We start from the raw sequence: 13256 nt of genomic DNA on the forward strand, positions 1-13256 counted from the left end.
GCCCCCCGTAGCAGTGTCCGGTGTGACAGACGGGGAAGGCGGCGGGTCCAGTGGAGCCTCGCATCATCGGTGGCGGCAGTGATGAGCAGATCGGCGACCCGTTCGGCACGGCCGAGCTGCGGAACCGGGTGTTGGACGCCTGGACGGCCTCCCCGGCCCGGTTCCGGGAGGACGCCAACGCCGAGGAGGAGCTGGCCCTCGGCGGCTACCGGGACCGCCTGATCATCGAGTTGGCGCAGAACGCCGCCGACGCCGCCGCGCGGGCCGGCCGCGGTCCGGGCCGGTTGCGGCTGGCGCTGCGCGACGGCGTGCTGGCCGCCGCCAACACCGGTGCCCCGCTGGACGCCGCCGCCGTCGAGTCGCTGGCCACCCTGCGGGCCTCCTCCAAGCGCTCCGACGTCACCATGACGGTGGGTCGGTTCGGCGTCGGCTTCGCCGCCGTGCTCGCCGTCAGCGACGAGCCGGCCATCGTCGGCCACGCCGGCGGGGTGCGCTGGTCGCTCGCCGAGGCCCGTGAGCTCATCGACCAGCAGGCTGCCCAACAGCCCGAACTGGCCGAGGAGTTGCGTCGCCGTGGCGGCCATCTCCCGTTGCTGCGGCTGCCGTTCGCGGCCGCCGGCGAACCGCCGGTCGGCTACGACACCGTGGTGCTGCTGCCGCTGCGCGACGGCGCGGCCGAGGACCTCACCCGCAGCCTGCTGGACGGCGTCGACGACGCCCTGCTGCTCACCCTGCCGGGCCTCGGCGAGCTGGTGGTGGAGACCCCGGACGGCACCGTGCGCACCCTCACCCGGGCCGCCGCCGAGCGCACCGAGGCCGGGCTGGCCGAGGTCGTCATCACCGACCGGACCGGCGAGGCCGGCCGGAACGGGGAGGGGGGCGAGCAGTCCCGCTGGCAGACCGTCACCGCCACCGGCGCGCTCGACCCGGAGCTGCTGGCGGACCGTCCGGTGGAGGAGCGCTCCCGCCCGTACTGGACCGTCACCTGGGCCGTCCCGGTCACCGCCGACGGCGCCCCCGCGCCGCTCCCGGTGGCGCCGGTGGTGCACGCGCCCACCCCGAGCGAGGAGCCGCTGGGCATCCCCGCGCTGCTGATCGCCTCCTACCCGCTGGACTCCACCCGCCGGCACGTGGCCCCCGGCCCGCTCACCGACTTCCTCACCGAGCGGGCCGCCGACGCCTACGCCCAGCTGCTCCGGGCCCGCGGCGCCGACCTCGGCTCGCTCTCCCTGGTGCCGGGCCCGCTCGGCCAGGGCGCGCTGGACAACGCGCTGCGCACCGGCGTGCTGGCCCGGCTGCCGCAGACCCCGTTCCTGCCGCACCCGGCCGCCGTCGACCCGTCCGCCGTCGACGAGGCCAGGCCGGCGCTGCGCCCGGTCGACGCCACCCTGCTGGAGGGCGCCGACCGCTCGGTGGTCGAGGCGCTGGCACCGATCTTCCCGGGCCTGCTGCCGGCCGGCCTGGAGCGCCGCCCGGAGCTGCGCGCCCTCCAGGTGCGCCGGCTGCCGCTGGCCGAGGTGGTCGACCAACTCGGCGGCCTGGAGCGGGATCCGGCCTGGTGGCGCAGCCTCTACGGGGCGCTGGCCGGTGCCGATCCGGAGGCGCTGGGCGCGCTGCCGGTGCCGCTGGCGACGGGGCGGATGCTGACCGGCCCGCGCCGGGTGCTGCTGCCCTCGGACGACGCCGACTGGGCGGGCTTCCCCGACTACCCGCAGTCGCTGGCCGAGGCGTTGGAGCTGTTCGACCTGCGGCTGGCTCACCCGGAGGCGGCGCACCCGCTGCTGGCCAAGCTGGGCGCCACCACCGCCACCCCCACCGGGATCCTGGCCACCCCCGAGGTGCGGGCCGCCGTGGCGCGCTCGCTGGACGTCGGCGAGGAGGACTTCGACGCCGCCGTGGACCTGGCGGACGCCGTGCTCGGCCTGGTCAAGGCGGCCGGCGCCCAGCCCGGGGACCACCCCTGGCTGGCCCGGCTGGCGCTGCCGGACGACGAGGGCGAGCTGGCCCGGGCCGGTGAACTCCTGCTGCCGGACAGCCGGTTCGCCCAGCTGGCCCGGCCCGATGACGCCCCGTTCGTGGACGAGGACCTGCTGGACCGCTGGGGCCCCGAGGTGCTGGCCGCCGTCGGAGTGCTCGCCGACTTCGTGCTGGTCCGCGCCGAGGACGCGGTGCTCGACCCGGACGACCTGGAGCGGCTGGACCCGACCGCGCCCGCCGACCGCGCGGTCGGCGGGCATCCGACCGGGCTGCTGGACGAGGCGCCGGACGGGCTCGCCGACTGGTGCGAGGAGGTCGTCGAGGGGCTCCACGCGGACCAGGCCGAGCTGGGGGTGCCGCCGGTGGCCGGCGAGCTGCTGGTGGTGCGGGACTTGGACCTGGTGGACGACCAGGCCTGGCCCGAGGCACTGGCCGTGCTGGCCCGGCCGCCCTACCGGGACGCGGTGGTGGCGCCGGTGCGGGCGCTGCTGCCGGACGGGCGGTACGCCGACCTGCCGCCGTACACCGCGTGGTGGCTGCGCGACCACCCGGTGCTGGACGGGCGGGAGCCCGCCGGGCTGCGCGCCGCCGGGGCCGACTGGCTGCTGCGCGGCCTCTACGACGAGGCCCGCACCACGCTGGACGCGGAGTTCCTGCACGCCCTCGGGGTGCGCACCACGCTGGCCGCGCTGCTCGCCGAGCCGCACGGCCCGGAGGAGCTGCTCGACCGGCTCACCGACCCCGCCAGCGAGGTGTCGCACCGCCAACTCCACGGCATCCACTCCTCGTTGGCCCGGGTCGAGGTGTTCGACGCGGAGCCGCTGGAGGTGGTGCGGGCGCTGCCGCCACTGGATCCGGAGACCGGGCGCCGTCCGGCGCACACCGTGGTGGTGGACGCCACCGAGGCGGTGGTGGCCGACGCGCCCGACCTGGTGGCGCTGCTCCACCCGTACCCGCTGGTGCCGGTGGCGCCCGCGCTGGCGCCGGTGCTGGCCGAGCGGCTGCACGTCTCGCTGGCCAGCGAGATCGCCGGCGGCCGGGTGCTCTCGGAGGGCACCCTGCACCGGGTGTCCCCGTTCGTCCGGGAACTGCTGCCCGGCTGCCCGGTGGCCTACGAGGAGCACGAGGAACTGCTGGTGGTCGGCCCGGACGGTTCGGAGGCGGCCGTCGACTGGCGCTGGGACGCGGCGGCGCCCAGCCCGGAGCTGCCGTACGACCCGGAGGACCCGGAGGCCGAAACCGACGCCGAGTTCGAGGTGCCGCCGGTGCCGGGCCTGCTGCACGCCGCCACCCCCGAGGGCCTGGCGGCCGGGCTGGCCTGGTCGGTGGGGCAGTGGCACCGCCGCTTCGAGGTGCTGGCCGCGCTCACCGAGCCGGACCGCGCCTACGAGCTCTCGGCGGCCCGCGACTTCGAGGGGTGACAGCCCGTCGGGGGCGTGCCTAGGGTGTCGTTCATGATCGACGACGCGCCCGTGAACGACACCGCTCAGCGCAGTTTCCTCTTCCTGCTGGCGAGCAGCCGGCGGGACGGCAACACCGAACTGCTCGCCCGGCGGGCGGCCGAACAGCTGCCCGCCGGCACCGAGCAGCGCTGGCTGCGGCTGAGCGAGCTGCCGCTGGCGCCGTTCGTCGACCGGCGGCACGACGGCGAGGGGACCTACCCGCAGCCCGAGGGCCACGAGCGGACCCTGCTGGAGGCCACCCTGGCCGCCACCGACCTGGTGATCGCCTCCCCGCTCTACTGGTACTCCGTCTCCGCCGACGCCAAGCTCTACCTGGACTACTGGGCCGGCTGGATGCGGGTGCCGGGCTACGACTTCCGGGCCCGGATGGCCGGCAAGGGGCTCTGGGCGGTCAGTGCCGGCTCCACCGAGGACCCGGCCGCCTCGGACGCGCTGGTGACCACCCTGCGGCTGAGCGGCGAGTACCTGGAGATGCGCTGGGGCGGCGCCCTGCTCGGCTACGCCAACCAGCCGGGCCGGGTGGTCGAGGACGAGGGCGCGATGGCGCGGGCGGAGGGCTTCTTCAGCGCGGTAGCGGGGGGTGCTCGGCCGACTGCTGCCGCGCCTTCAGGCGCGACCCGCGCCTGACGAACCGCCAGGCCACCTCCAGCAGCACTCCGGCGGTCAGCGCTACCGCGACCCCCGCCCAGGGGTCGCGGTAGCCGACCAGCTGGAGCTCGAAGAAGTGCGACAGCCAGGGGATCAGCAGCACCAGGGCGAAGGCCCCGGCCATCGCGCCGATCAGCAGCAGCCGCCACCAGGTGTACGGCCTGGCCACGATCGCCAGCACCCAGAGGGCGACCAGGAAGAGCGTCAGGGTGGCCACGCTGGTGTCGGCCTTGAGGTCGGTGGCATGGTCGGCCCGGGCCAGGGCGTAGGCGCTGAAGGTGGCCGTCCCGGCGATCAGACCGCCGGGCACCGCGATCCGCAGCACCCGGCGGACGAACCCAGGCCGGGCCCGCTCCTGGTTGGGCTCCAGGGCCAGGAAGAACGCCGGGATGCCGATGGTCAGGCTGCTCAGCAGGGTGGAGTGCCGGGGCAGGAACGGGTACGGGAGCTGGGTGAAGACCACCAGCAGCGCCAGCAGCACCGCGTACACCGTCTTCACCAGGAACAGCCCGGCCACCCGTTCGATGTTGCCGATCACCCGGCGCCCCTCGGCCACCACCATCGGCAGCGTGGCGAACCGGTCGTCGAGCAGCACGATCTGCGCCACCGCCCGGGTGGCGTCGCTGCCGGAGCCCATCGCCACGCCGATGTCCGCGTCCTTGAGCGCCAGCACGTCGTTGACGCCGTCACCGGTCATCGCCACGGTGCGGCCGCGTGACTGCAGGGCGCCGACCAGCCGGCGCTTCTGCTGCGGGGTCACCCGGCCGAAGACACTGGTGCGCTCCGCGGTGTCGGCGAACGCGGCCGGTTCGGCGGGCAGCGTGCGGGCGTCCACCGGCTGATCGGCCCTGGGCAGGGCCAGGCTCGCGGCCACCGCGCCGACCGAGACGGCGCTGTCCCCGGAGATCACCTTGGCCTCGACCCGCTGCTGCTCGAAGTACCGCAGGGTGTCGGCCGCGTCCGCCCGCACCCGCTGCTTGAGCACCACCAGGGCCAGCGGCCGCAGCTCCTTCGCCGGGTCGGGGGCGTCCAGCGGCACGGGGGAGCGGCCCAGCAGCAGCACCCGCAGGCCCTGCGCACCCAGTTCGTCCACCTGCCCCAGCGCCGGATCGCCCGCCGGCAGCAGCACGTCCGGTGCGCCGAGCAGCCAGCTGCCCTCGCCGCCGCCCGGCTCCAGCAGCCGCGCCCCGCTCCACTTGCGCGCCGAGGAGAACGGCACCGCCTCCAGCAGCCGCCAGCGCTCCCGTTCGGGCCCGGCCTCGCCGAAGGCGTCGATCACCGCCTGCATGCTGGCGTTGGGCCGGGTGTCCGCGCTCGCCAGAACACCCAGCGCCTGCCGCAGCACCGCCCCGTCGGCCGCTTCGGGCGCCAGCGGGCGCAGCTCCAGCACGTCCATCCCGCCCTCGGTGAGGGTGCCGGTCTTGTCCAGGCAGACCGTGTCCACCCGGGCCAGGCCCTCGATCGCGGGCAGCTCCTGCACCAGGCACTGCTTGCGGCCCAGCCGGACCACGCCGATCGCGAAGGCCACCGAGGTGAGCAGCACCAGACCCTCCGGCACCATCGGCACGATGCCGGCCACCGTGCGCCGCACCGCCTCCCGCCAGTCGTTGCCCCGCACCGCCCACTGGCTGATCACCAGGCCGATCGCGGTGGGGACCAGCAGATAGGTGACGTACCGCAGGATGGTGTCGATGCCGCTGCGCAGCTCGGACGTGACCAGGGTGAACCGGCTGGCCTGCTCGGCCAGTTGGGCGGCGTAGGCCTCGCGGCCGACCTTGGTGGCGGTGAAGGCGCCGGCGCCGGCCACCACGAAGCTGCCGGACATCACCTGGTCGCCCGGCTGCTTGAGCACCGGATCGGGCTCGCCGGTGAGCAGCGACTCGTCGATCTCCAGACCGTCCGCCTCGACGACCTCGCCGTCCACCACCACCTTGTCGCCGATGCCGAGCAGCACGGTGTCGTCCAACACGATCCCGGCGACCGGGAGCTGCCCGGCCCGCCCGTCCCGACGCACCGACGGGCGGGCCTCGCCGACCAGCGCCAGGCTGTCCAGGGTGCGCTTGGCGCGGATCTCCTGGACGATCCCGATCGCCGTGTTGGCCACGATCACCAGACCGAACAGCCCGTCCTGGATCGGCCCGACCACCAGGATGATCGCGAACAGCACGCCGATGATCGCGTTGAACCGGGTGAGGACGTTGGCCCGGACGATCTCCCGGACGGACCGGCTGGACCGGACCGGCACGTCGTTGACCTGGCCGCGGGCCACCCGCTCGGCGACCTCGGCGGCGCTCAGCCCGCAGTGCCGGGCGGCGGCCGGGCCGGCGGCGGGGGTGCGGGCGGCGCGCTGCTCCGAGGGGTGGGTCATGGCACCGACTCTACGTGCGGCAAATGTCCGGTGCGTCCTCCTATGGGGTGGTGTCGAGCGGCCGGAAGGAGGGGGCGGGTCAGCCGGGCGGAGGAGCCGGATCGCCCGCCTGGCGGAGCCGGGGGCGTGGCTCTTCGGGGCGGGGCGTGGCGGGGCGTGGCGGGGCGTGGCGGGGCGTGGCTCGCCCTGGCGGGGCGTGGCTCCCCGAGGCAGGGCGTTGCTCGCCGAGGCGGGGCGTGGCTCTCCGAGGCGGGTCGCCACACGGAGTTACGGAGTTGGGGTGCTGTCCGGCGCGGAGCCGGGCTGCGCGGGGCAGGCGGTCGCTCGGCGCGCAGTTGGCAGCCGGTGGCCGTCCGGGCGCGCCGGGTCGTCAGTCGGAGTCGGTGGCTGCCCCGGCGCGTCGGATCGCATCCCGCCGGGCCCGGCAGTACCAGAGCCCTATCAGGCCGAGCAGCCCGCCGGACAGGCAGATCCACGGCCAGTTGCCGTGGTGGTGGCGGCTCAGCGTGTCCTGGAACGGCACCAGCACCAGGAAGCCCAGGAACCAGAGCGCCGTGCCACCGCCGACGATCGCGACGTCATTGGCTTCCAAGGGCGGCGGCGCGGGATGGATCGGGCTCTTCGGCATGGGACGTAGCGTACGTGCCCGCGGACGCCGCCATGAAGGAGCGCTCATCTACGCGCGAAGATGGCGCGTTCACGACCGGTCGACCCATACTGAGACTTCCTCCACCCCCATCTGAGGACGACGCATGCCTTCCGTGGCCCAGCCGACCCTGGAGTCGCCCGAGCCTCCGGCGCCCAACGCTCCCGGTGGCGTCATCGACCGCTACTTCAAGATCTCCGCGCGGGGTTCCAGCCTGCCCCGCGAGATCCGCGGTGGCGTCGCGACCTTCTTCACCATGGCCTACATCCTGGTGCTGAACCCGATCATCCTGTCCAACGCCGTGGACATCGACAAGCATGCGCTGAGCTTCCCGCAGCTGGTCACCGCGACGGCGCTGACCGCCGGGCTGACCACGCTGCTGATGGGCGTGATCGGCAACGTGCCGATCGGACTGGCCGCCGGCCTGGGCATCAACACCATCGTGGCGCTCCAGCTGGCCCCGAAGATGACCTGGCCCGACGCCATGGGCATGGTGATGCTGGCCGGCTTCTGCATCATGCTGCTGGTCGCCACCGGCCTGCGGGAGCGGGTGATGAACGCCGTGCCGCTCGGCCTGCGCAAGGCCATCGCGATCGGCATCGGCCTGTTCATCGCGCTGGTCGGCTGCGTCGACTCCGGCTTCGTCACCCGCGTCCCGGACGCGGCCCACACCACCGTTCCGCTGGGGCTGGGCATCGGCGGCCACCTGCACGGCTGGCCGGTGCTGGTCTTCGTGCTGGGCCTGCTGCTGACCATGGTGCTGGTGGTCCGCAAGGTCCCCGGGGCGATCCTGATCTCCATCGCGGCCATGACCGTGGTCGCCGTGGTGATCCAGAAGCTGGCCGGCCTGCCCGCCGACGCCTGGGGCCTGACCGTGCCCAAGTGGCCCGGCAACCCGGTCGCCAAGCCGGACTTCGGCCTGATCGGGCACGTCAGCCTGTTCGGCGGCTTCCACCAGGTCGGCGCGCTCACCGGGATCCTCTTCGTCTTCACTCTGGTGATGAGCGCCTTCTTCGACGCGATGGGCACCATCCTGGGCGTCGCCGACGAGGCGCACCTGCTCGACAAGAACGGCGACCTGCCCGGCATCAACCGGGTGCTGATGGTGGACGGCATCGCCACCGCGGCGGGCGGCGCCACCTCCTCGTCCGCCAACACCTGCTTCGTGGAGTCCACCGCGGGCGTCGGCGAGGGGGCGCGAACCGGCTTCGCCAGCCTGGTGACCGGCGCGCTCTTCCTGGTCGCGCTCCTCCTCACCCCGCTGGCCACCATGGTCCCGGCCCAGGCCGCCACCCCGGCCCTGGTCACCGTCGGCTTCCTGATCCTGGCCAACTCGATCCGCGACATCGACTGGGCCGACTACACGATCGCCATCCCGGCCTTCCTGACCATGGTGCTGATGCCGTTCACCTACAGCATCACCAACGGCATCGGCATGGGCTTCATCACCTTCTGCGTGCTGCGGCTGGCCGTCGGGCGCGGCCGCAGCGTGCCGGTGGCGCTGTACGTGGTGGCGGCGGTGTTCGCCTTCTACTACCTGATGCCGGCGCTGGGGCTGGCCAAGTAGCACCCGCACCCGCACCACCTGAGCGCCGCCACGGAGACCGCCTCCGAGGCGGCGTTCGGCGTTGCGGTCCATCGGATGACCGACCCTCGTGCGGGTTGTTCGACATCTCTTCCAGGGGCTCGGCGATATCATTAGTCGGGGCCCAATCATCACGGAGTGATCATGACGCGCACCGTTGTCGACCTTGACGATGACCTCCTCGAGGAGGCGCAGCGCCTCTTCGGTACGACCACCAAGGTCGCGACGGTCAACGCCGCCCTGCTGGAGGCCGTCAAGCTGGCCCGCCGGATAGAGCTGGCGGACGCGATTGCCAGTGGCGAGTTCGACCTCCTCGGCGAATCCGACGGCAAGGCCGTTGCGTGAGCCGAGAGCGCTTCCTGATCGACAAGTCGGCTCTCGCGCGGTGGGGCAAGCCCTCCGTGCGGCCGGTTCTCGACGACCTTTCACAGCGGATGAGGTTTGGGACCGTGCCAAGTTCATCCAGCATCAGGCTCTGTTCCGGGGCAACCACCGTGCTTTGTCGATGGCCGACATGCTCATCGCGGCCACGGCGGACCGGCATTCGGTCACTGTGCTGCACTACGACGGCGACTACGACATGATCGCGGCGATCACCGGCCAGCCCGTGCGCTGGGTCGTCCCGGCGGGGACGGCCGACTGAGGTCGCCGCGCAGGCCGTGCCTATGGTCGGGCGCGGCCGCAGCGTGCCGGTGGCGCTGTACGTGGTGGCGGCGGTGTTCGCCTTCTACTACCTGATGCCGGCGCTGGGGCTGGCCAAGTAGCGCCCCGCCCGCACCACCTGAGCGCCGCCACGGAGACCGCCTGCATTTCGGCCGTGAGGATCGGATGAGCCGATCGGCCGGGTCGCCTCGGGTCGAAGGCCGGAGGCCGGTGGCTGGTGGCCGGTGGCCGGCGGCTGGTGACGGCGAGTCGGCCTCTCGGCCCGGCTGCTGTTCATCCTGGGGGCTGCCGAGTGCCACCCCGGGTCGTCCCGTGGGGGTAGGAGGGATTCAGGGGCAATTCGGGGTCGCTCCCGGGTACCGCGCGGCCGCCTGGTCCGGGAGGCTGGACCCATGGCGATGGTGAGACAGCAAGCTCGACCGATGGCCCGGGAGCGGGGGCGCGGGGGCGCCGTGCTGGCGGCCCTGGTGGTGCTGGCCGTCCTCGGCGGACTGCTGGGGCTCGCGGCGGCTCCGGTGGGGCCGGCCGCCGCGGTGCCGGTGCGCTGGCTGCTGCTGGGTGAGCTCGGGGTGCTGGGTGCGGTGATGGCGCTGGTGGCGGCGGTGGTGCCGACCCGCGGCCGCTGACGGACCGTCGAAGCGGCGGCGGCGGCCGCCCGCACGGGCGGACGCTCTGCGCCAGGTGGCCGGAAAGCGCACTGTGTAGCCGTGTTGGCGGTGGGCATACTGCCTCCTGAGTCGTGAGGGGGCACTCTCTGATGGTGCGATGGGACCCGTCCGGGATCGACGAGGCCGACTTCCTGCCGGAGCCGTTCCAGACGGCCGACCAGGCCTCGATCGCCGCACAGCGCCAGACCCTGCGCTGGTACCGCGGGATGATCGTGATGCTGGTGGTCGCGGCGGCGGTCGGTGCGGCGACGGGCGGCGACTCGGGCATCGCGCCGCTGATATCCGTGGCCGCCTTCGTGGTGGCCGGCTGGTTCTGGTCCCGGCTGCGGACGGTCAACCCGCAGCCCCGCTGGTTCGAGGCCCGCGCGGCGGCCGAGTCGGTCAAGTCGCTGGCCTGGAAGTACACGGTGCGGGCCCGGCCGTTCGGCGGCCCGGCCGACTCCCCCGAGGCGGACGAGGAGTACCGCGCCCAAGTGGCCGACGTGCTGCGCACCTTCGAGGACTCCGGAGCGCTGCCGGCCGGCGCGGCGCCGGAGATCACCGACGGCATGCGGGAGTTGCGGGCCGCAGGGCTGGTCGACCGGCGCACCGGGTACCTGCGGGCCCGGGTGGAGGGGCAGCGCACCTGGTACCTGGCGAAGGCGAGCGCCTACGAGTCGCAGGCGGTCTCCTGGGGGCTCGGCACCGTGGCGCTGATGATCCTCGGCGGCGCGGCGGCGGTGGCCCAGGCGGCCGGGGTGATCTCGGTCAGCCTGTTCGGCGTCTGCGCGGCGGCAGCCGCCGCGATCATCGCCTGGAACCAGTTGAAGCAACTGCGCCCGCTGGTCTCCACCTACCGGCTGGCGGCCAAGGAACTCGACGTGGTCTGGGGCAAGCTGACCGTGCTCGACCTCAACGACCCGGAGGCGGAGGCCCAGTGGGCCCGCCTGGCCGGTGACGTGGAGGACGCGGTGTCCCGCGAGCACACCAGCTGGCGCAGCCACCGGGCCTTCCCGCACTGATCCCCTTCTTCTCTGTGGTCCCGGCGTCTTCTCTCCCGTCCCGGCGTCTTCTCCCCCAGCCCGGCTTCTTCTCTGTGGCCCCGGGTGCTCGGACGGTCGGCCTGCGTAGCCGATTTTTAATTAGCGAGAGTAATGACGTAAGCTAAGGATCATGTCCGAGATGTCCGAGGAGGACCTCGTCGCTGTCAATCAGCTGCGGTCCTCCGTGATGCGTCTGTCCCGTCGCCTGAAGCACCAGCACGTCGAGCAGTCGCTCAGCCCGACCGAGATGAGCGTGCTGGGCACGTTGGCGCGGTGCGGCAGTGCCACGCCGGGGGAGTTGGCGCGGCGCGAGCACGTACAGCCGCCGTCGATGACGCGCATCATCGCGATGCTGGAGGAGAAGGGCCTGGTGCGGCGCGAGTCGCACCCGCAGGACCGGCGCCAGGTGGTGGTCAGCATGACCGAGCAGGCGGCCGAGATCCTCGACGAGTCCCGGCGGCGGCGCAATGCCTGGCTGGCCGAACTCGCCTCCCAGCTGACCGACGAGGAGTGGGCGGCGGTGCGGGAGGCGGCTCCCGCACTGTACCGGCTGGCGCATCTGTAGCTCTCGGACTGGGTTGGCACGGCCGGGCGGCGGTAGCCCGGCGAACCGCGAACGAGAGGAACCGACCATATGAGCAAGGGAAGCCATACCAACGACCCCGACGAACGCACCGCGGCGGTTGACCCCGCCGCCTCCGGCCCCACCGGGGCCCGCTTCACCCGCCCCGGGGGGATGTTCTCCTCGCTGAGGGTGCGCAACTACCGGTACTTCTTCGCCGGTCAGATCATCAGCAACACCGGCAGCTGGATGCAGCGGATCGCCCAGGACTGGCTGGTGCTGAGCCTGACCGGCAGCCCGCTCGCGGTGGGCGTCACCACCGCCATGCAGTTCCTCCCCACCCTGCTGCTGGGCCTGTTCGGCGGGGTGCTGGCCGACCGGATGCCCAAGCGGCGACTGCTGATCGTCACCCAGGGTGCGATGGGCGCACTGGCGGCGGGACTCGCCGCGCTGACCATCTCCGGCGCCGTGACCGAATACCACGTCTACGCCTTCGCACTGCTGCTCGGCCTGGTCACCGTGGTCGACACCCCGACCCGGCAGGCCTTCGTCTCCGAGATGGTCGGCCCCAAGGACCTGGCCAACGCAGTCAGCCTGAACGCGGCCAACTTCCAGACCGCGCGCCTGGTCGGCCCGGCGGTGGCCGGCCTGCTGATCGCCGCGGTCGGCAGCGGCTGGGCGTTCGCGCTCAACGCGCTCTCGTTCGCCGCGGTGATCGCCGGCCTGCTGGCGATGCGCAGCGGCGAGCTGCGCCCGGTGGAGCGGATCCCGCGCGAGAAGGGCCAACTGCGCGAGGGGCTGCGGTACGTGAAGGAGCGTCCGGATCTGATGTGGCCGCTGGTGCTGGCCGGCTTCATCGGTACCTTCGGCTTCAACTTCCCGACCCTGCTCTCCGGTTTCGCCTACCGCAGCTTCCACGTCGGCCCCGGCCTCTACGGCCTGCTCAACACCGCGATGGCACTCGGCTCGCTGACCGGCGCCCTGATCGCCGCGCGCCGGGGCAACCCCCGGCTGCGCCGGCTGACCGGTGCGGCCGTGGCCTTCGGCCTGCTGGAGGTGGTCGCGGCGATGGCGCCCGGCTACTGGAGCTTCGCGGCGCTGCTCACCCTGATCGGCGTCTTCGGGCTGACCTTCAACACCACGGTCAACTCCTACGTCCAGTTGGCCACCGACCCGGAGATGCGCGGCCGGGTGATGGGGCTGCTGGTGCTGGTCTTCACCGGCGGTACGCCCGTCGGCGCGCCGCTGGTCGGCTGGGTCACCTCCAGTTACGGCCCGCGCCTTGGCCTGCTCACCTGCGGCGCGGTCTCGCTGCTCGCCGCCCTGGCCGTCGGCCTGGTGCTGGCCCGCTGCGCCGACCTGCGCCTGCGCGTCGACCTGCACCGCGGCAGCGGCAGCCGGGTGGTGGCGTTCGTGCCGCGTCAGCGTCAGCGTGAGCCGCAGCCGGCGGGCGATCGCCGGGAGTTGGCGGCGGCCTGCTGAACTCCCTTGGGGGCGGGCGGCGTTGCCCGCCCCCAGGGCCTCGTGACGCGGTGCGTTGTCCTGCGGCGGCTCGGTGACGCGGTGCGTTGTGCTGCGGCGGCTCGGTGGCGTGGTGCGTTGTGCTGCGGCGGCTCGGTGACGTGGTGCGTTGTGCTGCGGCGGCTCGGTGACG

Annotated in this window: 10 protein-coding genes and 1 pseudogene; 9 read left to right on the forward strand and 2 right to left on the reverse strand. The window is 73.5% G+C overall.

Annotated elements, in window-relative coordinates:
* Positions 1–50 precede the first annotated feature (50 nt).
* Together LN042_RS06090 and LN042_RS06095 are read left to right on the forward strand one after the other, a co-directional pair.
* Positions 51–3398 (forward strand): sacsin N-terminal ATP-binding-like domain-containing protein, encoded by a 3348-nt coding sequence (locus LN042_RS06090; RefSeq protein ID WP_230049181.1) that lies wholly within the window; start codon positions 51–53, stop codon positions 3396–3398.
* Positions 3399–3431: 33 nt separating this feature from the next.
* The gene (locus LN042_RS06095) at positions 3432–4067 is read left to right on the forward strand and encodes a flavodoxin family protein (protein ID WP_230049183.1); all 636 of its coding nucleotides are present in this window, start codon (positions 3432–3434) and stop codon (positions 4065–4067) included.
* On the opposite strand, the gene LN042_RS06100 is transcribed toward LN042_RS06095, so the two are convergent.
* On the reverse strand, positions 4003–6456 hold the full coding sequence (locus LN042_RS06100) for an HAD-IC family P-type ATPase (protein ID WP_230049185.1): 2454 nt from the start codon (positions 6454–6456) through the stop codon (positions 4003–4005). The two genes, LN042_RS06095 and LN042_RS06100, sit on opposite strands and share 65 nt — an antisense overlap.
* A 370-nt stretch (positions 6457–6826) precedes the next feature.
* Positions 6827–7084, reverse strand: coding sequence for a DUF2530 domain-containing protein (locus LN042_RS06105; protein ID WP_230049187.1), 258 nt, complete (start codon positions 7082–7084; stop codon positions 6827–6829).
* Positions 7085–7208: 124 nt separating this feature from the next.
* On the opposite strand from LN042_RS06105, the gene LN042_RS06110 reads away from it, so the two are divergent.
* From LN042_RS06110 to LN042_RS06140, 7 genes and pseudogenes are all read left to right on the forward strand, one after another.
* Positions 7209–8669, forward strand: a complete 1461-nt coding sequence (locus LN042_RS06110) for an NCS2 family permease (protein ID WP_230049189.1) — start codon at positions 7209–7211, stop codon at positions 8667–8669.
* A gap of 162 nt (positions 8670–8831) precedes the next feature.
* Positions 8832–9032: a type II toxin-antitoxin system VapB family antitoxin gene (locus LN042_RS06115; RefSeq protein ID WP_230049191.1), complete on the forward strand. Its 201-nt coding sequence runs from the start codon at positions 8832–8834 to the stop codon at positions 9030–9032.
* Positions 9029–9330, forward strand: a pseudogene (locus LN042_RS06120) (PIN domain-containing protein). The gene LN042_RS06115 and the pseudogene LN042_RS06120 overlap by 4 nt, the downstream one beginning before the upstream one ends.
* A 412-nt stretch (positions 9331–9742) precedes the next feature.
* Entirely contained in the window at positions 9743–9976 is a 234-nt protein-coding gene (locus tag LN042_RS06125) for a hypothetical protein (RefSeq protein ID WP_230049193.1), read from the forward strand.
* A gap of 131 nt (positions 9977–10107) precedes the next feature.
* On the forward strand, positions 10108–11019 hold the full coding sequence (locus tag LN042_RS06130; protein WP_230049195.1) for a DUF4231 domain-containing protein: 912 nt from the start codon (positions 10108–10110) through the stop codon (positions 11017–11019).
* A gap of 151 nt (positions 11020–11170) precedes the next feature.
* Entirely contained in the window at positions 11171–11605 is a 435-nt protein-coding gene (locus LN042_RS06135; RefSeq protein ID WP_101381777.1) for a MarR family winged helix-turn-helix transcriptional regulator, read from the forward strand.
* Positions 11606–11674: 69 nt separating this feature from the next.
* Positions 11675–13084, forward strand: a complete 1410-nt coding sequence (locus LN042_RS06140; protein ID WP_230049197.1) for an MFS transporter — start codon at positions 11675–11677, stop codon at positions 13082–13084.
* Positions 13085–13256: the final 172 nt, after the last annotated feature.

The sequence above is a fragment of the Kitasatospora humi genome (genome assembly GCF_020907985.1).
Lineage (GTDB): Bacteria > Actinomycetota > Actinomycetes > Streptomycetales > Streptomycetaceae > Kitasatospora > Kitasatospora humi.

Coding starts and splice junctions, on each gene's coding strand:
- LN042_RS06135 (WP_101381777.1), top strand. CDS start 11,171: ATGTCCGAGATGTCCGAGGAGGACCTCGTCGCTGTCAATCAGCTGCGG.
- LN042_RS06115 (WP_230049191.1), top strand. CDS start 8,832: ATGACGCGCACCGTTGTCGACCTTGACGATGACCTCCTCGAGGAGGCG.
- LN042_RS06110 (WP_230049189.1), top strand. CDS start 7,209: ATGCCTTCCGTGGCCCAGCCGACCCTGGAGTCGCCCGAGCCTCCGGCG.
- LN042_RS06105 (WP_230049187.1), bottom strand. CDS start 7,084: ATGCCGAAGAGCCCGATCCATCCCGCGCCGCCGCCCTTGGAAGCCAAT.
- LN042_RS06095 (WP_230049183.1), top strand. CDS start 3,432: ATGATCGACGACGCGCCCGTGAACGACACCGCTCAGCGCAGTTTCCTC.
- LN042_RS06140 (WP_230049197.1), top strand. CDS start 11,675: ATGAGCAAGGGAAGCCATACCAACGACCCCGACGAACGCACCGCGGCG.
- LN042_RS06125 (WP_230049193.1), top strand. CDS start 9,743: ATGGCGATGGTGAGACAGCAAGCTCGACCGATGGCCCGGGAGCGGGGG.
- LN042_RS06100 (WP_230049185.1), bottom strand. CDS start 6,456: ATGACCCACCCCTCGGAGCAGCGCGCCGCCCGCACCCCCGCCGCCGGC.
- LN042_RS06130 (WP_230049195.1), top strand. CDS start 10,108: ATGGTGCGATGGGACCCGTCCGGGATCGACGAGGCCGACTTCCTGCCG.